Here is a 23,677-nt window from a genome sequence, read left to right as displayed (position 1 = left end):
TCTCCTGGCTCTCCTTCTCTCATCAGACGGCAGCGGCCCTGCTCGCCGTGCCCACGCAGAGCGATCCACCGATCCGGCGGCGGCGGCAGGTCATCTGGCGACTGCGACTCCATCGAAGAAAGTATATCGCATCGGCTCAGCCAAAGCGAGACAGACCGCGATCGCCTCACTGACATGGGTCGGCCCCCTGGGCCGGAGTCACGCTCTCGACGGCAGGCCCGGCGCTATGGTATCATCGGGGACACGACAGAGAAGATCGTCGTGGCACCACAGACCAGGAACAAGCGGTGTATCTGAAGCGTCTGGAGCTACTTGGCTTCAAAAGCTTTGCAACACGCACCTGCCTCGAATTCAGCCCGGGCATTACCGCCGTTGTCGGACCCAACGGAGCCGGCAAGTCAAACATTGCCGACGCCATTCGCTGGGTTCTGGGCGAGCAGAGCATGCGCCAGCTTCGGGGCAGGAAGAGCGAAGACATCATCTTCGCCGGCGGGCATGGGAAGGCTGCCCTCGGCATGGCCGAGGTCTCGCTGACCATCGATAACAGCACTGGCTGGATGCCGTCAGAATACAGCGAGATCACCGTCACGCGGCGCAGCTACCGCTCCGGCGAGAACGAATATCTCATCAACAAGCAGAAAGTGCGTCTTAAAGACGTCGTACTGCTGCTGGCTCAGGCTCGCATTGGCCACGACTCCTACACCGTCATCGGGCAGGGCCTCATCGATGCCGCCCTGAGCCTGCGACCCGAGGAGCGGCGCAGCCTTTTTGAGGACGCCGCCGGCATCCGTCCCTACCAGGTACAGCGCGCCGAGGCTGAGCAACGTCTGCGCCAGACCGAGGCCAACCTGCAGCGCCTCCACGACATTGTCAACGAGATCGAACCCCGTCTGGGGCCGCTAGAAGAGCAGGCCAGGCGCGCGCGGGAATACATCCGCCTGCAAGAGGAGCTGCGCCAGGCCCTGCTGGCCTGGTACCAGCTCCAGTGGCGCCGTCTCCAGGCCGCCGCCGCCCGCGCTGAGTCCGCCGAGAGCGAGCAGGCCGCTCGCCTGCAGCAACTGGAGCATTCGCTGGCTGAGGCCGAGCAGTCGCGCGGAGCACTGCTGCGCCAGCGCCAGGAGGCCCAGCAGCAGATCAGCGCTGCTCGCCGGGTCGCTGGCGAGGCCAATAGCCAGCTTCAGCGCCTTGAACGCGAGCTGGCGGTCGCCGAGGAGCGCCTCACGGGCCTCCAGCGTCAGCGCGAGGAGCAGCAGCGCCAGGAGCGCCAGCTACGCGAGCGCCTCATTGCCGCTCAGCAGCGCCTCACCGATCTGGAGGAGGCCCGCGAGCAGGCTCGTGAGGCCCTCGATGAGGTCGCCCAGGCCCTGGCGGCTCTGGAGGCTACCCTCGCCCGCTCCCAGAAGGACTACGAACTCGATGAGCGTCGCCTGCGCGCCGCTCAGAACGATCTGATCCAGACACAGGCCCGCCTCGGCTCGGCCCAGACGGAGCTGGGACGGCAGCAGAAGCATCTGGGCGAGCGCAACCGTGCCCTGGCGGCCCGCCGCGAGGCCCTGGCCCAGGCTCAGCAGGCCCTGCGCTCCCTGGAGACGCGCCTGGCCGAGCAGCGCTCGCAGCTGCAGGTGGCCCGCGACGAGGAGCAGCAGCTGACGCAGCGCAGGCAAGCCCTCCAGCGTAGCTTCCAGGAGGCGCAACAAGAACTAGAGCGCCTCAAGGGCCTCCTGGCCGAAGCCGAGCGCGCTCGCCGGACGCTGGCCGACCGCCTGGCTATGCTGCGTAACTGGCAGCGCGATCTCAGTGGCTACAGCGAGGGCGTTCGCGCCCTCCTGCGTGCCCCACGCGAGCAGGTACCGGGCCTGCTCGCCCCTCTGCCGCGCCTGGTGCTGGCGCCTGACGGGCTGGAGCGCGCCATTGAGGCTGCCCTTGGCGAAGCCCTGCAGGGCGTCGTCGTGACCACGCGCGCCGAGGCTGAGCGCTGCCTGACCTACCTCGAGCGCAGCCGCGCCGGACGCGCCTTGCTGCTCTGGCTTGACGACGAGTCAGCCGCCTCCCTCCAGGGGGACCAGGAGCGAGAGCGGGTCGCCCTACAGCAGCTTCTCGACCAGTTGCCTGCCCTGCGCCCGTCAGTCAAGGGTCTGGCCTGGCAGCTTGTCGAGAGCGAGGACCGGTATCGGCCTCTCTGTTACCGCTTGCTCACGGGTATCCTCCTCGTGGAGGACCTGGCCACTGCCTTCCAACTTCAGGCTCAGGCCCCGGCCTTCGCCGCCTGGGCAGGGCGCCCCTTGCGCGCTCTGGTCACCCGCAAGGGCGAGGTCCTCTCCCTCCAGCCGGGCTGGCTGAGCGGCGGCGAGGCCCGCGGCGAGCACAGCGCCGGCCTCCTGCACTATGAGCGTGAGCTACGTGAGCTGCCCGCTCAGCTTGAGAGCCAGAAGGCCCACATCGACCGTCTCAACGGCCTGATCAGCGAGGTCCAGCGGGCCCAGGAGGGGCGCCGCGCAGAGCAGGCCGCCCTCGAACGCGAACTGCAAAAGAGCACGGCCCGCCTGCAGGACCTGAGCCGCACCCTCAGCAACAGCGAGCGCGAGCAGGAGCGCCTCCAGACCGAGCTGAAACTGGCAACCTCGGTCGAGCAGCAGCTCGCCGCCGAGATCGCGGGCCTGGAGCAGGAGCTGCAGGCTACCCGCGAGCGGGTCCAGGCCCACGAGCGCGCTCAGCAGGAGCTGCAGGGTCTGGTGGAGGAGCTGCAGGCGCAGGTCGAGGAGCGCGCCAGCGTCTACCGTCGCCAGCAGGAGGAGTTGGGCCGCCTTCGCACGCAGATGGCCGTCAAACGCCAGGAGGCCAAAACGCTGGAGCGCCAGGTGGCGGAGATCCAGGAGCAGCTTCCCGAGCTGCGCAGTCAGCTTGAGCAGCAGCAGCTCCGTCTACATCGGGCCGAGGAGCAGCAGCAGGGTTTGCGCGAGAACATCCTCCGCCAGCAGAGCGAGCTGGAGCAGGCTCGCGAGCAGGTCCGGCAGGCCAGCTTGCTTGTGCAGCAGCGTGAGCAGGCCCTGCGTGCTCTGGAGCAGCAGCTCACGACCAGCGAGCAGGCTCTGACCGCACTGCGCCAGGAGCACGCCCAGTGCGAGGTGCTCTATCGACGTTGCTTGCTGGAAAGCCAGCGCGCCCGCGATGCTCTGGAGGCTCTGCAGAGCCAGCTCCAGGAGGACCTGGGCCTGAGCCATCCCCAGGAGTTGGCCCTCCTCACCCCCCAGGCTGCCACGACCGCGACGCCTGGCCAGGGACTGGCCTCCGAGGGAGACGAGGAGGCCACACTGCGCCGCCTCCGCCGCCAGATCGAACAGACTCGCGGCCATCTCAAAGCCCTCGGTGGCTGTGATCCCGATGCTCCCCGCCAGTACGAGGAGGAGCGCCAGCGCTTCGAGTTCCTCAGCTCCCAAATCGCCGATATGGAGCAGGCCGCAGAGCAGCTGCACGCCATCATTAGCCAGCTCGATGCCACCATGACACGCCAGTTCGAAACGACCTTCGAAGCCGTCAATGCCCGCTTCCGCGAGCACTTTCGCACCCTTTTCAATGGCGGCCAGGCACGTCTGGAGCTGGTGGTCAGCAGGGGAGGCGAACGCACCTCTGAGGCCGCCGCTTCCTTCGGGGCCAGCACCTCCTCCGGCTCCGGCAGCTCCCGCGAGCGTGGTCGCAGCAACGCGGCCAGCAATGGGCACGATGCCGAGGCGGAAACCGGCCCGGACGGTCTCGAGGAGGCCGCCAGCCCGGCGCGCAGCGGCTTGCCCTTCGGCGTCGAGGTGGTGGTCCAGCCCCCGGGCAAGAAGGTGCAGGACCTCTCTCTGCTCTCCGGCGGCGAGCGCGCTCTGGTCTCGGCGGCCCTCCTCTTCTCGCTGCTGGAGATCAACCCTCCTCCGTTCTGCCTGCTGGACGAGGTCGACGCCGCCCTTGATGAGTCCAATGTCTCGCGCTTCTGCGAGATTCTCAAACGCCTGGCCGAGCGCACTCAGTTCATCGTCATTACCCATAACCGGGTGACCATGACCGCCGCTCAGGCCATCTACGGCGTCTCGATGGGCAGCGATAGCGTCTCCCGCCTGGCCTCCCTCCGCCTGAGCGAGGCCGAGGCGGTCGTGACCCGCCAGCGCACAGGGTGACCCCCCTGTCTCCCCAGGACCACGTGCCCAGGGAGGCCACCGGGACTATCTTATGGGGAGAGTCGTGCCTGCCTTCAGCCCGGTGGCCTCCCTGCTTTTTTCTCTCTCTCTGATTTCCCTCTTGACAAAATCAGACCCCCGTGTTACTATACCCTACGTCAAGCGCAGACGCCCGCGAGTGCAGGCGAATCGGCGACTGTAGCGGAGAGGGTACACCCGTTCCCATCCCGAACACGGAAGTTAAGCTCTCCAGCCCCGATGATACTGCGGGAGAAGTCCCGTGGGAAAGTAGGACGTCGCCGCTTCACCCGCGCTCACGGGCGCTGTCTTTTGTCGGCGACTCCCCCCGCTCCTCCCTCAATGCCCGGCCGGGCGGGTGGCTTCCTCGCTGCTCCCTCCCAGGCTTCTTCTCCCTCGCCACCCGTTGGAGACCTTCGCTTAGCCTTCCGGCCAGGCTCGCAGGATCGCCGCTACTCGCTCCAGCTCCTCTTCGGTATTGTAAAAGCCTGTCGAGATACGCAGGGCCTGACGCTCGGGAATGCTGCGTATGAGAACGTTGTGCTCTTTCGCCAGGCGCTGAACCACTCGCTCCGGCTCCGCTCGTTCGAAGGTGAACGAGAGGAGGCCGCTCTCCCCGGGCCGAGGTGTCAAGACCCTGACCCCTGGCACCTGGCTGAGCAGCTCAGCGGCAGCCTGATTGAGCATGGCGATGCGCTCCTGCAGCCAGTGATGGTCGACCTCCTCGGCCAGCCAGCGTAGCACCCGGCTCTGCCCGACCAGGGCCGCTGTCTGCCTTCCTCCTAGCTCAAAGCGCTGGGCCGTCTCGTGCAGCTCCCAGTCGCTGCTGGACTCGTGCTTGAGAGAGTAGTAGCCCACATAGGTCGACTGGACCTGCGACAGAGCCGTGCGCCGGACGTAGAGTCCCCCCGTCCCATCGGGACCACACAGCCACTTGTGCATCGGAAAAGCGTAGAAGTCGACGTCCAGCGCCTCTACATCGACGGCGATCGCCCCCGCGGCCTGGGCTCCATCGACCAGCACTGGCAGCCCATGACGCCGCCCCAGGGCCGTCACCGCCCTGACGTCAAAGCGTGCTCCCGTCATAAAGGAGACGTGTGAGATCACGATCAGGCGCGTGCGCGGCGTGATCAGCCTGCCAATTTCCTCCTCTGCCGAACGCTCTCCGCCCTCTCCTAGATCAGCGATCCGCAGGCGGATACCGTAGCGCTCGCGGATCTGGTAGAGCGGGGCCAGGGCACTGATGTGCTCGTGATTGGTGGTTATCACTTCATCGCCTTCTCGCCAGTTGAGACCAAAGGCGATGATATTGAGTCCCTCACCAGTGTTGTCCGTGAGGGCGATCTCGTCAGTCCCCGCATTGAGCAGCTCGGCACAGCGCCGCCTGGCTTCCTGGTAGTGGGCCAACAGGGCGGCATAGGCCTCCGATCCCAGGCGCCCCTCTTGCCATTCCTCCTGGAGCCGTTCCTGCATGGCTTCAATGACACAGCGCGGCAATGGCCCCATTGTGCCTGTGTTGAGATAGACATGGGCGCGCGTCGCCGGCATCAGCTCGCGGATCGCCTGCACTCTCTGAGCAGCGGAATCGCCCAAAGCTCTCCTCCTTCGCTCACTGTGGTGGTCTCCCTTGCTCTCCTCTCCCCTCCTCTCCCTCTCTCTCCCCCCTCCAAATCGAATAATTTATCTTTATGGGAAAGCAAGTACCTTCATTATATGACAGCCGGCCAGAGAAGAAAGGACGGGCCACAGATCTTGCTCCGCGCTCCCCAGGGCGGCCCGCCGGCGCAGACGGCCAGCGTTGCTCAGGACAGGCCAAAGGCGCTATCATAAAAAAAAGAGGAGAGTGGCTTGCTCTTCTTGCCTGGCCTGCTGCCCGGCCCGGCCCTGGCATCAGGCAAGCGATCAGAAGTAAGGGAGTGAAAGCACGTGCGCGTTCGCGAAGCACGGCCAGGCGACCTGGCCCAGATTAGAGACCTCCAGCAGCAAGCAGAGCAGATCGATGGATGCCTCTTTTCGACGGCGGCCTGGCAAGACTGGCTGGCCAGCCTCGATCTTGGAGAGCTGGGACCGACCCTTTTCGTCTTGCTCGACGACGATGACGAGCTGAACACCTGGGGACAGGGCGGCACGCTCGAAGGACTGGAGGGGGAGCTGATCGGCTACACCCTGCTGCACCTCATGCGCGATGGGGAGGGCTACCACCTGCGCTGCGAGGGGACGGTGCACCCCGACCATCGCCGCCGTGGCGGGGGCAGAGCCTTGCTGGTCTGTGCCCTCAATCGGGCCCGGCTGTGGGGAGGCGAGCTGGAGGACGAAAGCCAGCGCCGAGGGCTAGCGCTCTGGTTCGAGGTCCTGCTCCCGCGCCGCGATCCCGCCGCGGCCCGCCTGGCGGCGCGCTGCGAGCTAGAGGCCGTGTCTGACGCCACCTGCGCCGGTCAGCGCGCCGCCGACGACGGCTTTCAGCTCTATCGCCGTTCCCTGCCCTAGCCCCTGGCCCCCCCTCTGCCTTCAGACCTTCTCATAAGACGTGCGTACGCTACAGGTCCCGTCGGGCAGGCGCTCCAGGCGATAATCGCCGAAGAGCACGGGATCAACCAGGGCCAGACAGACAAAGATACGGACTAGCAGCTCGCGAATCTCGATTTCCGCATGAGGCGCGGTACGCTCTTCGATCACATGGCGCCAGGCACGCGCGTTGGCCGTGACCACCAGCGGCGCCTCCGTCTCGTTGGGCAAGAGCGAACGCGAGCACTGCTGTACGCGCTTGCGCAGGTCGGTGCGCGCCTCGGCGCTCAACAGGGGATCACCGGCCTGCTGACGGGCCAGCAGATAGTCGCTCAGCTCAGCATATTCCGCCGCGGCGCGCTCGATGCGCCGCAGAAAGAGGCGATGGAGATACTCATCGTGCCGGTACTCCGGACGTTCGACAAAGCGGAGCGTGCGCCCGTCGACGAAGCGCTGGCTGGTTTGCGAATAGCTGAAGCCGGCACGATGGCGAATAAGTTCGTGTGTCAGGCTGCGCGACACCCCGTAGATAAAGAAGCTAAAGGTGGCGTGCTCCAGCACCGAGCCATGCCGCGAAGCCTTCAGATTCTCGAAATAGCGAGTCGCCTGGGCGTTAGGCGTATGTTTCGGGCCAAAGCTCAGATAGCAGGTCTGGCCCGCCACCTTGCAGAGCTGGGCCCCATCGGGCAGGACCGTCGGATCATCTATGTAGCCCTGGAAGCCATAAGCGGGATCAAAGCCCTCTAAAAAAGCCGCCAGCCCCCGTAGGTTCGTCTGCGGACGGGCCAGGAGCACCACCCCTGGGGCTGTCAGATAGGGAACACCAGCGGGAGAGTGCTGGACCGGGACATGGATGGCCACAAAGCCCCCATCCCTCTCTCCCTGCAGCTCGCTAAACAGCTCCTCGGCCGATAGCTGCGCCATATCCTCTCTCCTCTGTGCTGCATCGATAGTGGCTCCCATGCCCCAGTCGGTCGAAGGAAGGCGAGGCGCCTGGGGCATGGCCTCCCGTTGCCGCTGCCTCGCGCTGGCGAGAAGCGGGCGTCACCAGTCTACCACATCCGCCAAAGCCGAAGCGAGTCGGCGCAGCTGGCCCCCATTCACTCGCCAGCCCGATCCGAGGGAGAAGAGGCGAGCGGCGAGGTCGTCAGCAGAGCCTCCAGGGTCGATCGACGGATCCGGTAGGCCTGGCGTCGGCCACGATGAGGGAGCGTGATCGCCTCCAGGGCCCCCGTCTTGATCCAGCGCCGCACCGTTGTATCGTCTACCCGCAGTTGACGGGCAACCTCGCGCACCGTGAGCAAATCGAGCGCTTCGTGTTCCACAGCATCTCCTTCCTGGCCGCTTCGAGTGCCCGCCCCGCCCGCCTCTCCCGTCCGCTCTGCCAGAGAGGGGTGGGGACGCCCCATCGCCAAGCCAGCAGGAGGAGAGAGAAAGCCTTACCGGCTCCGGGCCAGCCGTCGCTCAGGCCACAAAATGGAACACTCCTGCTTCTTAGGCACTCGAAGACTTACCATGTCTATTTGCCTATTTATCTAGAGAGACGAACATCTCTCCGTCAGGTAACACGCAAAGGGCGTGTTATCCATGCTCCTGGCCAAGAAGATGGAAGATGCCCTTAGCCTCCGATCATGGACATGCTGCGGTTCGCTCTCCTGAAGCGTTTATCGCCAATATAGTGCTTCAGTTCCTTCCGCCAGACGGCGCCCCGGATGATGGTCATCAGCTCCTCATCGGAGGCTCCCGAGCGCAGAGGCGTGCGCAGATCGGTCTCCTCGGTCGCGAACAGGCAGGTCCGCAACTGCCCATCGGCGGTCAGACGGATACGGTCGCAGGTGGCGCAAAACGGCTCGCTGACCGGATTAATGAAGCCCACCTCGCCGAGGCCGTCGCTGAAGGTATAACGGCGGGCCGTCTCCGAAGGATCGCCCTGGATCGGCACCAGCGGGCCGTACTCAGCCTCGATGATGGCCTTGATCTCTGCGCCGGTCAGAATATCCTCCTTGCGCCAGATCTGGTCGGCGTCCAGGGGCATAAACTCGATCCAGCGCACCACATAGCCCTTTTGTCGGGCCAGGCGCACAAAATCAAGCACCTCCTCCTCGCTGAAGCCACGCATCGCCACCGCATTGATCTTCACTGGGCGGATCGTTGGATACTTCTCCAGCTCCTCCAGTCCTTCAAGCACGCGATCGAGCTGATCGCGGCGCGTCAGGCGGGCAAACTTCTCGCGCACCAGCGAATCGAGGCTCACATTGATGCGCGTCAGGCCGGCCTCCGCCAGGGGGCGGGCCAGTTGCTTGAGGAGCACCCCGTTGGTCGTCAAACTCAGACTGCGCAGCCCCTCGATCTGGCGCAGCCTGTACACCAGCTCCGGAACGTCTCGTCGCACCAGTGGCTCTCCGCCGGTCAGACGGATCTGCTCAATGCCCATGCGCACCGCCAGGCGGGCCAGCCGCTCGATCTCCTCATAGGTCAGAATCTCGGCCTTCTTCAGCCACGGCAGACCCTCGGCGGGCATACAATACGTACAGCGGAAATTGCACTTATCGGTGATCGAGATACGCAGATTGCGGATACGCCGGCCATAGCTATCAACTAGTGGGTCCATAAAGCGCCTCTCCAGACAGAGCGAGGATGACGTCATACTGCGCGGGTAGCAGAGATACTCAATTATATCATTGCCAGAGCCGAAACAGCCAGTCAGCCGGGCCGCTTGAGCAAGAGCGTCGCCGCTTCCTTCCGACCGGTAAGTTGTTGCGCTCGCTCCTCCGCCGGAGCAGCCTTCTAGAGGCGGGCGGGAGGGGAAGAGAGAAGGAGGACTACAAGCGAAGGAAGAAGAAAAGAAAAGGAAAGAACACAAGAGCGGACTCGAGGGGGCATGGCTCATCCCCCGCGGTCCGCTCGCTTGTGCGTACGATCAGCTCAGAAGGATCAGGCGTCGTAGTAGAGGGCGAATTCAATCGGCACGGGGCGCATGCGCACCTCATTGACCTGAGCGCGCTTCAGTTCAACATAATGCTCCAGCACGTCGGTCGTAAAGACGCCGCCCTCCAGCAAGAAAGCGTGGTCAGCCTCCAGAGCGTTGAGGGCCTCCTCCAGCGAGCCGGGAACCGAGCCGATCTCGCGCAGCTCCTCCGGGGAGAGGTGGTACAGGTCGCGATCGATTGGCCCGAAGCCGTGCTCGCTGGGTTCGATCTTGCGGCGAATGCCGTCGAGGCCGGCCATCAGCAAAGCAGCGAATGTCAGATAGGGATTGGCCGTCGGATCGGGCGGACGGAACTCGATACGCTTGGCGGATGGACAGTCCGTATTGGGAATACGGACGGCGGCGCTACGGTTGGCCTTGGAGAAGACCAGATTGACCGGAGCCTCGAAGCCGGGCACCAGCCGCTTGTAGCTGTTGGTGGTCGAAGCGGCGATCGCCAACAGGGCGGGGGCGTGGGTCAGCAGGCCGCCGATATAGTAGCGGGCCGTCTGGGAGAGGCCGGCGTAGCCCTCGGGATCGTAGAAGAGCGGGCGCTCATCCTTCCACAGGCTCTGATGCACATGCATGCCGGAGCCATTGTCGCCAAAGATCGGCTTCGGCATGAAGGTGGCCGTCTTCCCATGCCTGCGCGCGGTATTCTTCACCACGTACTTATAGATCATCAGGTTATCGGCGGTCTTGACCAGCGTGTTGTAGCGGATATCGATCTCGCACTGACCGGCGCCGCCGACCTCGTGGTGCTGGGCCTCGACCGGAACGCCCAGCTCCTCCAGCGTCAGGACCATCTCGCTGCGCAGGTCCTGCAGGGTATCGCTGGGTGGGACCGGGAAGTAGCCCTCTTTCGGGCGCAGGCGGTGGCCCAGGTTGACGCTGCCGTTGCGGCCGTTATTCCAGTGCGCCTCATCCGAATCGACCTCGGCGTACTGGACATTCTGGGTCGAGGAGAAGCGCACGTTGTCAAACACGAAGAACTCGGCCTCGGGACCAAAGTAGCTGACGTCGGCAATCCCGGACGAGCGCAGATATTGCTCGGCCTTGCGGGCAATCGTCCGTGGATCGCGGCTGTAGGGCTGCTTGTGCGCGCCCGGCCCGGGGTGGGCCACCGTGCAGATGAGGCTCAGCGTGGGGACGCTGGTAAAGGGGTCCATGAACGCTGTATCTGGATCGGGGATCACCAGCATGTCGCTGTCGTCGATGGTCTGGAAGCCGCGGATGCTCGATCCGTCAAAATACTTCCCCTCGACAAACGTCTCCTCATCCAGTTCGTGCAGCGGAACGCTGAAATGCTGCCAGGTGCCCGGTAGATCCACGAATTTGAAGTCTACCATCTTGGCACCGCGCTCCTTAGCAAATTGCAGAACTTCTTCAGGTGTCATGCCGTCGAACTCTCCTCTTTACTGGTCTCTCCCCAGCCTCTTTGCCGGACACGCCTTCGGCTCTCGTCGCCACTTGGTGCTCTTCACTTCTGACTGCTCGTCGCTAGGTCTTTTCTTTCCTGCTGAACTGATGACTTCCGGCGCGCTGGCGCTCAGCAGCGCCTCCGGGGCAGCCGCCTCGTGACAGCCCGCGCTCGCCCCTTCCTCCCGCTCTCTTCCTCTCTCTCCACTGGCGGTCGAGGTCTAGCTCCCCTACTTGCTTCTATGATACGTCCCCCCGTGCTGCTGAGACTACGGGCACTTTGTCTGAAAGCAAGGCGCTCTCTTTTGTGCGATCTGCCCAAAAAGAAAACCTCTTGCGCCGCTGGGGCCGAACGGCTATCATACACTGCAGGTTTGCTTGCTAAAGGAGTCTTGCCAGCCATGCCCTGGTTCGCCAACACCGGCGCCAGCGATGACGACCAGACCGATCCGGCGGTTGAGGCCGCCTCGGTTCCTCTCTTCGACGGCGCTGACGCTTCCTCCGACCTGACCGAACCGATAGAGGTCAGCCACCCTGCAGACGATCCCCAAGGCCGGGGGCCGCTCAGGTTACGGCTCCCCCCGGCAGAAGGGGCGCGTCCAACCCGACGACTCTCCGGCCCGCTGCCCGATAGAGAGGTGACGGAGGCGCGACCTCCCTCCGCTCCTATCCCCACCCCTCTGCGGCCCTGGCTCCCGATGAGGACCTTCCTGCTGGGGATGCTCTGTGGGGCGCTGGCCGTCGTACTCGTGGCTCTGCTCGTTCTGGGGTCCATGGGATCCGATCGCTCTCCCCTCCCTCTGGCTTCCACCTCCTCTCCGGTCTCCTCTTCTGGAAGTGATCTTGTGCTTCAGCTCTCGCCGGCCTATCTGACAGCCCTTGTCAACCAGCATCTTCCGCAGTCCGGCCTGCCTGGCCAGATCAGTCACCTGCGCATCACAACTCAGCCGGGCGCTCTGATCGAGATAAGGGGGGAAGAAACGCTGACCATCCTGGGGGTAGCCCTGACGCGCCCTTTCTTGCTGCAAGTCCAGCCGCTGACCTCGGCCTGCCACCTCGAGGTGCACCTTCTGCACGCTGATCTGGGAGGGCTGCCGGTGACCGGGCTGGTCGCCTTGTTTGAGGGACGCCTGAACGAGCAATTGGCCCAGCAACCCGCTCCAACGGGCTTGCCGTCCGCCTTCCTCTACTGCGCACAGGCCACCTGGACAACGACTAGTGGGCTCCTGGTGAGCTATAGCGCCCAGCCAACGGCGCTCCACTGGGCTGGCCCCGCTTCAGAGAAGGGACTGGGTGAGGGCCAGCCTCAACTCGCTCCGACCCGAGCGAGGGTGGAGATCGGTCGGCCTGGCGCTTGACTACCCTTCAGGGCTTCTGTCCGTAGGCAATGGTGAAATAATAGTTGGTGTGCAGGTCGTTGCACTCGCGCTGCATGCTCTGGAGCAGGGCGACAAAAGCCTCCTGGGGGAGTTGGAAGCGCCGCGCCACACGCTCACTGAGGGCCAGAAAGGTCTCCAGGAACTCCTGTAAGAGGAGCAGGCCGATCGGACCCCCCCACCCGCCCAGCGGCGCCGCGACTGTGCATTGCTCTATCGCGCTCAGGCCCGCCTCTTCCAGATAGTGTACCAGCGATCCGGCGATCAGCCCCTGGCCATCGAGGCCGCGGGCCAACAGGTATTGACCGGTGAGTGAGAAGACCTCTTGCGTGGCAGGACCGGCGGGTGCGATCTGCGCTCCGCCCTCGACAAGTTCAAGCCAGCCACCGGGGGCGGTGACCCGTGCCAGGTCTTTGACGAGCACTGTCCAGCAGGTGATGGGCAGAGAGCGGGCCACCAGACGCTGATGCACAAAGTCAAAGCTGCCGGTGGCAAAGGGAAGACCGTCCAACAGGTTAGCCCGCACAAAGCGAAAGTTGGGGGGAGGGGCAGCTCTCTGCTGGATCGGCTCCAGGTCAAGACCAACGACCGTGGCCTGGGGAAATTGCTGGCAGAGTTCATAGGCCCACTGGCCGCTCCCGCAGCCGGCATCGAGAATGCTGCCCGGCTTGCCAATCGGGGCCAGATAGTTAGCACGCAGGACAGCCTTGAGGGCATAATGCTGCAGATCCTGCCGGTCGATCTCTCGCAGCCCTCCAGGGAGGGAAAGCCGATACGTTCGGCTCTGCCCAGCGGGACCACTCCGCGCCCCCCCTGCCCCCTCCACCGGCTGGCTCTCCCCCGGCTCAGGCTCGTTCCCTCCTCCATGCTTGAAGAACCACCAGGGCATGGCTCCTTCTCTCTTGCTCCTTTCTACTGACCGCGCCTTCTTTCCACGGCGCTGGGCGGATGGACGGCTTTGCCTCAGAACGCCTTCCATTCTAGAAAAGAGGAGCTTAATATGTCAATTCGAATATATGGATACAAGGGATGGTCTTCAATTTTCACGGATTTTTAATGCATCCCCCGGTAATGATGCGGAGCAGCGTCAAGAAAGCCAGTCTCCCCCTTGACAAAACTGATTAGGCCATGCTAATATCCGAGTACACCACTAAGATATTAGCCTGCCCTAATATCGAGAGGGCAGTGAGCGGATCTGCGAAGCGAGGCAGGTCGCAACCGGGTAGGAAGAAGGAAGAGACGAAAGGACTTGCTGGAGTGAGGTACATACAAGCCTACTTTACCGGGAGTCTTCTACAAAAGGTTATCCGCGCAGTCCTCCTGCTGGCTGGACTGGTAGTTGTTGCCGCCCTTGTCTGGCAGGGTATTACTGCTGAAGGCAATCCTGACCCGACCGTTCCGCATCTGAGTCCAGGCGCGGCTATTTTGGATACGGGTTTATTAGTCTTTCGTGAGGGGCTAGAGACTATTTTGGTGCTGGCAGCCATCACGGCCAGCATGATGGGGGCGCATGGCAAATATCGGCGTCCGATTGCGGCGGGGGCTGGTCTGGCCCTGTTTGCCACGCTGCTCACCTGGTTCATTGTCGTTGGCATCCTCAGCGAGGTGAACGCGCCTGAGCTGCACGTGCAGGCGGCCACGGGCCTGTTGGCGGTTATCGTTCTGCTCGTCATCATGAACTGGTTCTTCCACCGTGTCTACTGGACCGGCTGGATCTCTTTCCACAACCGTCGGCGGCGCAGCTTGCTGAGCCTGGGTGAAGATGAGCAGTCGCGCATTGTGGCTGGCATGGTGGTGCTTGGCTTCACCTCGGTCTATCGCGAAGGCTTCGAGGTCGTTCTCTTCCTGCAGAATCTCCGCATGCAGGTTGGCTCAGGCATTGTACTCATCGGCGTCTTGATCGGCCTGGCCTTCACCGCCACGGTGGGAGCTTTGACCTTCGTTGCTCACCATCGTCTCCCCTACAAGAAGATGCTTGTCCTGACCGGGGTCATGCTGGGTGTGGTCCTGATTGTGATGGTGGGCGAGAGCGTCCAGGAGATGCAGCTTGCTGGCTGGCTCAGTACTACCCCTGTTCCCTTGCCCATTCCTGACTGGATGGGTCTCTGGTTCGCGGTCTTCCCCAACGTTGAGGGGCTAGTGGCCCAGGCTCTGGCGGCCATTCTGGTTATTGGGTCCTACTTCCTGGCCGAGTATGTCCGCGTCTGGCGACCGCGCCAGCACGGCGAGCGGCCCGCCGTTCGGCCCGAGGCTCCTCCCACTGCCGAGGTTGCAGCCCCGGCAACGGAGGTCTCCTCTTAAGGTGCCTTTGATGGCGTCAGCCTGAAGGTCACATCACGGTCTCCCTACCATGCCACGCGGGGAGGCCAGAGCGTGGGCCCCAACCCCACAGCTCTGGTCTCCCCGCGCTTCCTGCCCCTGGTCCCTGCCCCTTTCCTCTTGCCCCTCTCCCCTTCTTTCAGAGGTACTCGACGACCTGTTCGCAGGCCAGCCGCACTGTGACGCGCTGCTCCTTGCTGAAATGCTCCATCTGCTGGCGGGCCCCGTCCTCGTCATGGTAGGAGCGCGCTAGCCGGTAGATATCGGCCTGAGCTATCGCGGGGTCATCGATCAGGCGCACCCGCCCGCTGATGGTGACATAGCGATAGCCGTCCTCGATGCAGAGAGAGACCCGCGGGTCGCGGCGCATGTTGCGCTCCTTGACGCGCCCCACCCTGGTATTCATGAGGACCTCGTCCCCGTCCAGCAGGAACCACATGGTGGTCAGGTGGGGAGAGCCATCGGCGTTCACTGTAGCGAGGACGCCAAAGCGTGGCTTTTCCTGGAGGAAGGCGCGCGCGCGCTCCGAAAGCCCTGCCATCTGTCGTATGCCTCCTTATTTTTTTGATGGTATTGCTTCACTTCTTGGGAAGACTGGTGCCTGCCTCAAGCATCCCCCGGACCCCGACCATGGGCCAGGGTCCGGGGGACGGCTCGTCGGCCCGTTCTCCAGGCGGTCCTTGTTGCCTGTGGGCGGCTGAGCGGCCGCCCCACCGGACCGCTCAGGAGGTTGGCCTCTCTTGGGAGGCCGGAACCGGTTGGCGGAGGGCCGGAATGACGGCCTCGCCGTAGGCGCGGATAAAGCTGCTCTGGTCCCGCCCGACGTTATGGACATGGACCTCGTCGAAGCCGAGGTCAAAGAAGCTCTGGATATGGCGCCGGTGCTCGTCCAGATCCGGCGAGATCAAGACACGGCCCTGGAAGTCTTCAGGGCGCACCAGTTGGGCAAAGGCTTCAAAGTCCTCTGGCGAGCGAATATCCTGTTTGGGGGCCTTGATGCCGCCATTGGGCCATTCCTTCAGGGCATTGTTGACGGCCTCCTCCCGGGTTGGGGCCCAGGAGACGTGGAGCTGAAGCAGGCGCGGCATCTTGCTCGGGTCCTTGCCGGCCTCGCGCGCTCCCTTCTCAAAGCGCTCCAACAGCATCTTGAGCTTCTCGGGCGGGGCCGCTGGCGTGATCAGCCCATCGCCCAGCCGTCCAGCGGTTTCGGCTGCCTTGGGACCGGAGGCGGCGACCAGGATCGGTGGCGGCGTCTCTGGGCGCGTATAGAGGCGGGCGCTCTCCATACGCAGGTGCTTGCCGCTGTAGCGGACCTTCTTGCCGCTGAAGAGCAGTTTGATGATTTCAATCGACTCGATCATGCGCTCCAGGCGCACCGGCGCTTCGGGCCACTCGCCACCGACGACATGTTCGTTGAGCGCTTCCCCGGTGCCGATGCCCAGCCAGAAGCGTCCTGGGTACATAGCCGCCAGAGTCGCGGCGGCCTGGGCGATGATGGCCGGATGGTAGCGATAGGAGGCGCAGGTGACGCCAGGACCAAAGGTGAGTTTCTGCGTGGCCAGCCCCAGGGCGCCCATCCAGGACCAGACAAAGGGACTCTGTCCCTGGGTTGGCGTCCAGGGATGGAAGTGGTCGGCGGCCATCACGCCCCCGAAGCCGGCTTCCTCGGCCTCCCTGCACCAGCGCAGGAGGTCGCTGGGATGGAACTGCTCTAAGGCTGCAGAATATCCAACGACTGGCATGATCTTTTCTCCCTGAGACAGTGCGCGGAGGGCGCTGCGCTCAGCCAGCGCTCAGCCAGGCCAGAGCGCTGGAGGTCCTCCGGCGTATCGATGTCGAGAGCCAGCCCCAGACTCTCGTAACGGACACAGGCAAGGTGGCGCCCCCGGGCGGCCTCGCTGTAGCGCTGCAGACTGCCCTCACCGAACAGATAGGGCAGGAGCAGGGGAGGGCGCAGCAGCAAGGCGTTGGTGCCCTGGCCGTCGTGGGCAGGAGCCAGCACCACGGGATAGCGCTGGGCCTGGGCCAGCAGGTCCCCAATCTCCTCGCGCCGCAGCAGAGGGAGATCGGCAGAGATTGTCAGCAGGGCCGTCACTCCCTCGGCGCGCAGGCGCCGGGCCGCCGCCTCCAGGGCCGCGTTATGGCCCGGCTGCTCCTCGGGCCAGCCTTCCGCTCCCCAGGCAGCGGCGCAGGCGCGTACGCGCTCATCAGCGCTCACCACAACGATCCTGGAGAATAGACCACTGGCCCGCAGAGTGGTCACAACGTGCTCGAGCATGCTCAGCACCAGTTGGGCGCGCTGGGCCGGTGACAAATGCCCGGCCAATCGGCCCTTGGCTGCCGCCAGGACCTTCACTGGGATGAGAGCGCCGCAACTGGACAAAGCGCCAGTTGCACCTGCTCTTTCCAGGTGTACTGCTGGTCGTGCCGCCACAGGAATGACACTCCCTCGCGAACGCTGGTTGGGCTGGACGAAACTAGACGGCGGCCTGCCCGCAGACGCGCAGGACCTCGCGCGCCAGACGAGCCTTGGCCTCGTTATCGCGCATAATGGTATCGGTGACCAGCACGCGCGGGCCAAGGGCTTCGATGGCCGGCGCCAGGGCCGCATCTTGCTGGTCGATGACCATCACATCGAGAAAATCGGCGTAGCAGCGCGCTACCCCCAGCGCCGAGACCTCGTGGCCGAGGCCGCTCATGAGCTTGTCCGCAGGCCCCTTGATGGGGGCTCCACCCACGATCGGGCTGACGGCCGCAACCGTGGCAGAGGTCGCGCGCAGGGTCTCACGCACGCCGGGCAGGGCCAGGATGCTGCCGATGCTCACAATGGGGTTGCTCGGGGCCAGCAGCACGATCTCCGCCTGGCGCAGGGCCTCCAGAACCCCAGGGGCTGGCCTGGCCTGCTCGATGCCGACAAAGACGACGCCCTGCACCTCATCCGTGCAGCGACGCTTGACCATGTATTCTTGAAAATGCAAGAGGCCGACCGGCGTCTGAATGTGTGTCGCCACTGCGTCGTCGCTCATAGGGAGAACACGCAGGCTCAGCCCAAAGAGCTGGCGCAGCTCATCGGCTATCTCGCTGGGCGTGCGCCCCTGGCGGAGGCGCAGCGTGCGATGAATATGGGTCGCCAGGTCGCGATCCCCCAGCAGAAACCAGTCCTCATGCCCATAGCGAGTGAGCTGCTGCATAACGTGATAGGTATCGTCGCGAATGCCCCAGCCGTGGCGCTCGTCAACGACGCCTGCCAGCGTGTAGAGAACGATGTCGATATCGGGCGAGACATGCAGCCCGTAGAACTCGCGGTCATCGCCCGTGTTCACGATGGCGGTGACCTCCTCCGGCGGGACGACCTGGACGATGCCTTGTAGAAAGCGCGCTCCACCAACGCCCCCGGCAAGCACGACGATCATGGCTTTCTCGCTGCTCCCTTCTCTTCGCTTCTCCGGCTCTGACTGGCTAGCGCTCAACGGAGCCGTTCGACGGGCCGTCTGCCCGCTCATGGCCTCCCTGACTCTGGCTCTGAGGATCAAGACGAATGACGAGCGCCTCCAGGGGCAAGCGGGGCCGTCGTTTGGGGTCGGCGGCGGCATAGCCCAGGGTGATCAGGGCCTGGGGATGCAGGCGCCGGTCCAGATCGAGCACCTCGCAGACGACGGCGGGGCAGAAGAGCGGCGCGCACATCCACCCGGTATCGAGGCCCAGCTCGTAGGCCATCAAAAGCATGTTTTGCACCGCTGCCCCCAGACTCTGGATCGCCATAATGCGCTCGCTCTCCTGACGCCCGGCATCGGGATAGCGATCCAGATCTTCCAGATATAGACAGGGTAGTATCAGGATCGGCGCCTGGCGAATACGCTGACGCGATTTCTCCAGGCGCATGGCGATAGTCTCCTCCGGCTGCTGATCCAGCCGCAGTTGGGCCTCCCAGGCGGCGCTCATCCCCTCGATTAAGCGCTCCTTGCGCTCGGGGTCGCTGAAGACAACGAAGCGCCAGGGCTGGCGCCCATGCGGCGAGGGGGCCCAGCGAGCCGCCTCCAGGACTTGCTCCAGCAGCGCTTCGGGGACCGGTCGCTCCTGAAGAGAGCGCACGCTGCGTCGGCTGCGCAGCAGCGTAAGCAGGTCGCCGGCTCGCTGGGAAACGGTCACAGCTCGTTCACACGCAGTTGTCACGGCTCGTTCGCTCTACCTTCTCTGAGTCGTATCGATCAGTAAGCCGGCGGCCCCGTCCAGTTGGCATGAGTCGATGGAACGGTTGGCCGGTTGGCTGCCTCTGTCGACGAACGGCTAGCGAAACAGATCGCTGGCGGCATCCCGCAGCAACGGCTCGACCCCTCCCACCGCAGGGGAATAAGCATAGCCACGGATCAGCGCGACGGGGACACCAGCACTTTTCTCCATGACCAGCTCGGCTGCCGCAGCCAGCTCATCGGCCACAGCGATAGCGCTCACGCGCAGCTCGCGGCCGTAAGCATCGGGCTGGCCGCGATAGTCACGGATCGGCGCCAGCCCAGCCACCCCGATCGCCATGTTGACCTGGCCATTGCGCCAGGGCCGGCCCCAGGTGTCGGAGATAATGACCGCCAACTGCTCAAGCGGCTCTTGCCTCGGCGGCTTCTCATCCCGGCTGGCTCCGGAAACGGCCAAAGATAGCAGGCGCTCCCGCAGCGCCCGCGCGGAACGATCGGGATCGCGTGGCAACAGGCTCACCTGGTGCTGCTCAGCAAGATTGGACTCATCCACGCCGGCATTGGCACAGATAAAGCCATGATGCGTCTCGCAGATCAGCACGCCCCGGTCCATGCGTACCAGCCTCCGCGTCTCGCGCAGAATCACCTCGACGTGGCGCGGATCCTTCCCGCTCTCGCGCGCAATCGTCAGGGCAAAGGCCGAGGGGGTCACTTCCTCCAGGCTGACCAGTCGCCCCTCGGCCTTCGAGACAATCTTCTGCGTGACTACCAGGATATCGCCGTTCGCCAGAGTCAGCCCCTGAGTCTGCAAGGCAGTAGAGATGATAACCCCCAGGTCACTCCCTGGGGTAATCTCGCCAATACCTCTGACGGGGATGATCCGTAGTTCCTCGCCCATACATCCTCCTGGGTGAGTATTATATTTCGCAACTCGCTTCTCCTGCAAATAGGCCGTCCTCTTCCGCGCCCTGGGCGGACCGGCTCAGGCTCCTCGGCCGAGTCTCCCAACCGGCGAGCGCGCTGGCGGAGCAGTCCGGCACGCTCGTCCTCGCTCCCTCTTGCACCTCTCCTGCGCTCTGTGTCATAATATCGACAAAGACGAAAACAAGACCTTCGGGGCAGGGTGCAATTCCCGACCGGCGGTATGGTGGCCACACGCGATCGACTGCGCACGTGTGAGCTGCCAAGCCCGCGACTCGCTGGGCGTCAGCAAAGGGACCAGATCGGCGATGTGCTCGCGCGCTCTGGCCGCCTTGATGGACCACGACAGGTGGTCGCTGCCCGGCGATGGATTCGGTGAGAGGCCGAAGCCGACGGTAACAGTCCGGATGGGAGAAGGCTTGGTATCTCGCGAAACGGACGAGTTGATCCTCCGCTTGCGACCAGCGCCAGGAGTCTGGTGCAGGCAGTGCAGCAACTGGTCACGCTCTCCGTCAGCGCTCTCCTGCATCTCCCTCACATGCCCCCCGGGTCGGTTGAACTGACAGCCTGGCCGTTGTTCCCCTGACAGAAGGCGAGCAGGCGCTCCCTCTCCTGAGCCTTTGCAGGCTCGACGGGCCGAGCGTGTGGCAAGCCAGAGGCGACAGCGGCGCTGTCACGAGAACAGATCACCGAGGGCCATGATGGGTATCGACACGTCTACCTCTGCACGAAAACATCTCTCGCTCGCACCTTCCCGCCAGGGTCGCCAGAGTCAGGAGGGAGAGAGAGAGGAAGCGATGAACCTGGCAGCGGCACAGGGAGCCGGGATCAGCCAGGCCCGCCGACGACAGGCCACAGCCTGGACCCTGGTGCCGCCCTTGCTGGTGGCCGTCATGCTGCTAGGACTGTGGTATCTGGGTACCAGCTACGGGCACATCAATCCGCTCTTCCTCCCGGCGCCCGCCGATGTCTGGCAACGCTTGCTGGATGGCCTCAGCACGGGTCTCTTCCAGGTCAATGCCCTGGCCACCATTGAGGAAAGTCTGCTTGGCTTCCTGCTGGCGGTCGCCATCGGGCTGCCCCTGGGCTATGGTCTGGCCAAATCCCGCCTGATTGCAGCCACCGTGCAGCCCTACCTGGCCGCCGGCCAGGCTATTCCCGCCATCGTCATCGCGCCCTTCCTTGTGCTCTGGCTGGGCTACACCTTGCTTCCTACCGTCATTCTGTGTATGCTGGTAGTACTCTTTCCAATGGTGATCACCACCGCGCTGGGCGTACGTACCATCGATCGCTCCATCCTGGATGCGGCGCGCGTCGACGGGGCCGCCGGCTGGTCGCTGCTGACCGCAATCGAGTTTCCCCTAGCGCTGCCGGCCATCATGGCAGCGGTACGCACTGGCCTGACGCTCTCGATCACCGGCGCCCTGGTGGGCGAGTTTGTTGCCGGCGGCAACCAAGGGCTAGGGGGCCTGATCCTGCAAGGACAGCATCAGTACGATACACCCTTTATGTTTGCAACACTGGCGTTGCTTGCCGCGCTGGCGGCAGTCTACTACGGTCTTGCCTGGCTGCTGAGCAAAGTGGCCGAAGCCATCTATTGACCGACCGACCAACCAACCGCGCTTCGGCCCCTGTCCCTACCACCTGCTCGGAGCCGCTGGCCAGCCAGCGTGCCGCTCCTATGCATGCCCAGTCAGTCGCTCACTGACGACAAGCAGCTTTGTTGTGTTGTACGTACGGGGGAATTGTGTGCCTTATGCAGAAGATTACGCGCCTCTTGTTGACAAGTTGCTTCCTTCTAGTATTGACTCTCTGGCTTGGTGCTTGCGGCCAGTCGGCGGGACCGACCTCGTCCTCCTCTCCCGCAGGAAAGACTCTGACGGATGTTACCATTGGCCTGGGCTACATCCCAGATATTCAGTTTGCGCCCTTCTATGTGGCCAAAGCCAAGGGATACTACAATGAGGCTGGCCTGAACGTGACCTTCAATCACGGCATTGTCACCGACCTGGTCGGTTCGATGGTAGCGGGGCGCAACACCTTTGTTTTCGCCAGCGGCGATGAGGAGCTGACGGCCCGCAGCAAGGGAGTGCAGGCCGTCAACGTGGCCACCATCTTCCAGCGCTACCCGGTCTGCCTGATCGTCCCGGCGGATTCACCGATTCGGACTCTGGCCGACCTGAAGGGCCACAGCGTCGGCGTTCCTGGCCCTTATGGCGCTACCTACGTCGGCCTGCTGGCCCTGCTCTATCACGAGCATCTCAGCGTCAACGACATTCATTTGCAATCGATCGGCTTCACCCAGGTGGCCGCTCTCCTCGGCCACAAGGTCGATGCCGTCATGGGCTATTCGAACAACGAGCCGCTGCAGCTACGTCGCCAGGGCTTCGCCGTGCGCACCTTCGAGGTCTCGGACTATCAGCCGCTGATTTCGAATGGCATCGTCACCTTGCAGACCACCCTGCGCCAGCAGCCGCAGATGGTGCGCGCCTTCGTGCAGGCGACCCTGCGGGGACTGCGCGAGGTCATTGCCAATCCCGATGAGGCCCTGCAGTTGAGCCGCAGCTATGTGCCCGGCATGGACGTGACGAAGGCCCGCGAGGTCTTGCAGGCCACTATTCCGGTCTGGCGGGGCAACGGACACCTTGGCTACAATGACCCCGCAACCTGGCAGGCGACAGCTTCCTTCATGGTCGCCTCAAAACTGGTGCCGACGATCTCCGATGTCAGCGCCGCCTACACCAACCAGTTTGTTGCCTGATCAGCAAGGCTGACGCTGGCCGGCGGCAAGGCGCCGCGCCGATGCCCGGCAAAGGCCCGCCCGACCTCCAACGGGCATCGGCGCCCGCCTGCTCTGCTCGCTCGTCCGCTGACCGCGTCCTTCCAGCCTCTGGCAGGCAAGCAGCCCTCCCCATGTGATATGCTTAAGGCAGAGCTGTCCTGGTGATCCGGCCCGCCGTCCTCAGATCCGATGAGAGACTGGCAGGTTGCTCTATTTTGCGCACAGACAGGGCTGTGCTCCCGTGAGAGCCAGGTCACGCCCGGGACTTTGGGCCTGGCCAGCTCTGGGAGCCTGGCCCGCAAGGAGGACATGATTACCGCCCTGATTTTTGACTTCGATGGCCTCATTCTGGAAACCGAATTGCCAGAGTTCCTGGCCTGGCAAGAGCTATATGAGCGCTATGGCCAGCGCTTCGAGCTAGAAGCCTGGCTACCCTACATCGGTATCGGCCCTACTTCTAACCCTTTTGATCCGCTGCGCGAGCTAGAGCGCCGCCTGGGACGCTCGTTTCCCCTGGACGAGCGCGAGTCGCTGCGGCAGATGCGTCGAGAGCGCTGTCGCCAGCTCTTAGAAGGGCAAGAGGTCGCAGCGGGGGTGCTTGACTACCTGGAGGCTGCCGCACGGCTTGGCCTGCGTTTAGGAGTGGCCTCCTCTTCCTCGCGACGCTGGGTAGTTGGCCATCTGGAGCGCCTGGGCCTGCGTTCGCGCTTCGAGTGTATCTGCTGCGGCGACGACGTTCACGTTACCAAGCCCGATCCCGCGGTCTACCTGGCCGTCCTGCGTTGCCTGGGGGTCAGAGCTGAGGAGGCCATCGCCCTGGAAGATTCGCCCAACGGCGTGCGCGCTGCCCGGCGGGCCGGCATCTTCTGCGTGGCCATACCCAGCGTGCTCACGCGCCACGCTGCCTTCTCCGAGGATGCCACACCCGATCTGCAGCTGGAGACGCTGAGCGCTCTTCCGCTTGAGGATCTGCTCCGGCGTGTAGAAGAGAGGCGCGCCGGGCGAACGCTGTAGGCTCATCC

19 protein-coding genes, 1 rRNA gene and 1 riboswitch are annotated in these 23,677 nt (G+C 64.1%); of the genes, 8 read left to right on the top strand and 12 right to left on the bottom strand.

The genetic code is table 11. The annotated features are described in order from the left end of the window. The first annotated feature begins 287 nt into the window (after nt 1-287). A complete protein-coding gene (gene smc, locus ACFMO7_RS11870; protein WP_376795692.1) occupies nt 288-4,157 on the top strand; it encodes a chromosome segregation protein SMC in 3,870 nt (1,289 codons plus the stop codon). A gap of 188 nt (nt 4,158-4,345) precedes the next feature. After that, nucleotides 4,346-4,462 (top strand): 5S ribosomal RNA (rrf, locus tag ACFMO7_RS11865). Nucleotides 4,463-4,595: 133 nt separating this feature from the next. Here rrf and ACFMO7_RS11860 read toward each other — a convergent pair. Next, nucleotides 4,596-5,768, bottom strand: a complete 1,173-nt coding sequence (locus tag ACFMO7_RS11860; RefSeq protein WP_376795691.1) for an aminotransferase class V-fold PLP-dependent enzyme — start codon at nt 5,766-5,768, stop codon at nt 4,596-4,598. 333 nt (nt 5,769-6,101) lie between these two features. Here ACFMO7_RS11860 and ACFMO7_RS11855 point away from each other — a divergent pair, with 333 nt between their 5' ends. Then, the gene (locus ACFMO7_RS11855) at nt 6,102-6,662 is read left to right on the top strand and encodes a GNAT family N-acetyltransferase (protein WP_376795690.1); all 561 of its coding nucleotides are present in this window, start codon (nt 6,102-6,104) and stop codon (nt 6,660-6,662) included. A gap of 21 nt (nt 6,663-6,683) precedes the next feature. On the opposite strand, the gene thyX is transcribed toward ACFMO7_RS11855, so the two are convergent. The 4 genes from thyX to glnA all read right to left on the bottom strand — a co-directional run bounded on the left by thyX (nt 6,684) and on the right by glnA (nt 11,045). Further along, the gene (gene thyX, locus ACFMO7_RS11850) at nt 6,684-7,604 is read right to left on the bottom strand and encodes an FAD-dependent thymidylate synthase (protein ID WP_376795689.1); all 921 of its coding nucleotides are present in this window, start codon (nt 7,602-7,604) and stop codon (nt 6,684-6,686) included. Between the two features lie 176 nt (nt 7,605-7,780). Next, the gene (locus ACFMO7_RS11845) at nt 7,781-8,005 is read right to left on the bottom strand and encodes a helix-turn-helix domain-containing protein (protein ID WP_376795688.1); all 225 of its coding nucleotides are present in this window, start codon (nt 8,003-8,005) and stop codon (nt 7,781-7,783) included. Between the two features lie 293 nt (nt 8,006-8,298). Then, the gene (gene moaA / locus ACFMO7_RS11840) at nt 8,299-9,291 is read right to left on the bottom strand and encodes a GTP 3',8-cyclase MoaA (RefSeq protein ID WP_376795687.1); all 993 of its coding nucleotides are present in this window, start codon (nt 9,289-9,291) and stop codon (nt 8,299-8,301) included. A gap of 323 nt (nt 9,292-9,614) precedes the next feature. After that, complete coding sequence (gene glnA / locus ACFMO7_RS11835) at nt 9,615-11,045, bottom strand: type I glutamate--ammonia ligase (RefSeq protein ID WP_376795686.1); 1,431 nt, start codon at nt 11,043-11,045, stop codon at nt 9,615-9,617. A 423-nt stretch (nt 11,046-11,468) separates the two neighbouring features. On the opposite strand from glnA, the gene ACFMO7_RS11830 reads away from it, so the two are divergent. After that, a complete protein-coding gene (locus tag ACFMO7_RS11830) occupies nt 11,469-12,425 on the top strand; it encodes a hypothetical protein (RefSeq protein WP_376795685.1) in 957 nt (318 codons plus the stop codon). A 7-nt stretch (nt 12,426-12,432) separates the two neighbouring features. On the opposite strand, the gene ACFMO7_RS11825 is transcribed toward ACFMO7_RS11830, so the two are convergent. Further along, nucleotides 12,433-13,332, bottom strand: coding sequence for a class I SAM-dependent methyltransferase (locus ACFMO7_RS11825; RefSeq protein WP_376795684.1), 900 nt, complete (start codon nt 13,330-13,332; stop codon nt 12,433-12,435). A 368-nt stretch (nt 13,333-13,700) separates the two neighbouring features. On the opposite strand from ACFMO7_RS11825, the gene ACFMO7_RS11820 reads away from it, so the two are divergent. Further along, nucleotides 13,701-14,744 (top strand): FTR1 family protein, encoded by a 1,044-nt coding sequence (locus tag ACFMO7_RS11820; protein WP_376795683.1) that lies wholly within the window; start codon nt 13,701-13,703, stop codon nt 14,742-14,744. Between the two features lie 157 nt (nt 14,745-14,901). Here the strand turns inward: ACFMO7_RS11820 and ACFMO7_RS11815 are convergent, their stop codons facing one another. The 6 genes from ACFMO7_RS11815 to cofE all read right to left on the bottom strand — a co-directional run bounded on the left by ACFMO7_RS11815 (nt 14,902) and on the right by cofE (nt 19,850). Then, entirely contained in the window at nt 14,902-15,303 is a 402-nt protein-coding gene (locus ACFMO7_RS11815) for a PPOX class F420-dependent oxidoreductase (protein ID WP_376795682.1), read from the bottom strand. 181 nt (nt 15,304-15,484) lie between these two features. After that, nucleotides 15,485-16,504 carry a TIGR03557 family F420-dependent LLM class oxidoreductase gene (locus tag ACFMO7_RS11810; RefSeq protein ID WP_376795681.1) on the bottom strand — a complete coding sequence of 340 codons (1,020 nt, stop codon included), beginning with the start codon at nt 16,502-16,504 and terminating at the stop codon, nt 15,485-15,487. Then, nucleotides 16,474-17,118 (bottom strand): 2-phospho-L-lactate guanylyltransferase, encoded by a 645-nt coding sequence (gene cofC / locus ACFMO7_RS11805; RefSeq protein ID WP_376795782.1) that lies wholly within the window; start codon nt 17,116-17,118, stop codon nt 16,474-16,476. The genes ACFMO7_RS11810 and cofC overlap by 31 nt, the downstream gene beginning before the upstream one ends. Nucleotides 17,119-17,239: 121 nt before the next feature. Continuing rightward, a complete protein-coding gene (gene cofD / locus ACFMO7_RS11800; RefSeq protein ID WP_376795680.1) occupies nt 17,240-18,265 on the bottom strand; it encodes a 2-phospho-L-lactate transferase in 1,026 nt (341 codons plus the stop codon). Next, a complete protein-coding gene (locus tag ACFMO7_RS11795; RefSeq protein ID WP_376795679.1) occupies nt 18,222-18,935 on the bottom strand; it encodes a nitroreductase family protein in 714 nt (237 codons plus the stop codon). Before ACFMO7_RS11795 ends, cofD begins: the two co-directional genes overlap by 44 nt. Before the next feature lie 114 nt (nt 18,936-19,049). Next, the gene (gene cofE / locus ACFMO7_RS11790) at nt 19,050-19,850 is read right to left on the bottom strand and encodes a coenzyme F420-0:L-glutamate ligase (protein WP_376795678.1); all 801 of its coding nucleotides are present in this window, start codon (nt 19,848-19,850) and stop codon (nt 19,050-19,052) included. A gap of 207 nt (nt 19,851-20,057) precedes the next feature. Next, nucleotides 20,058-20,296, top strand: a riboswitch (FMN riboswitch). Nucleotides 20,297-20,670: 374 nt separating this feature from the next. Here cofE and ACFMO7_RS11785 point away from each other — a divergent pair. From ACFMO7_RS11785 to ACFMO7_RS11775, 3 genes are all read left to right on the top strand, one after another. Further along, entirely contained in the window at nt 20,671-21,474 is an 804-nt protein-coding gene (locus ACFMO7_RS11785; protein ID WP_376795677.1) for an ABC transporter permease, read from the top strand. A 155-nt stretch (nt 21,475-21,629) separates the two neighbouring features. Then, complete coding sequence (locus ACFMO7_RS11780; protein ID WP_376795676.1) at nt 21,630-22,634, top strand: ABC transporter substrate-binding protein; 1,005 nt, start codon at nt 21,630-21,632, stop codon at nt 22,632-22,634. A 330-nt stretch (nt 22,635-22,964) separates the two neighbouring features. Further along, on the top strand, nt 22,965-23,669 hold the full coding sequence (locus tag ACFMO7_RS11775) for an HAD family hydrolase (protein WP_376795675.1): 705 nt from the start codon (nt 22,965-22,967) through the stop codon (nt 23,667-23,669). Nucleotides 23,670-23,677 lie beyond the last annotated feature (8 nt).

The organism is Thermogemmatispora sp., from assembly GCF_042408735.1.
Lineage (GTDB): Bacteria > Chloroflexota > Ktedonobacteria > Ktedonobacterales > Ktedonobacteraceae > Thermogemmatispora.
The sequence above is the reverse complement of the archived record's forward strand: the minus strand, read 5'-3'. Positions and strand labels throughout refer to the sequence as shown.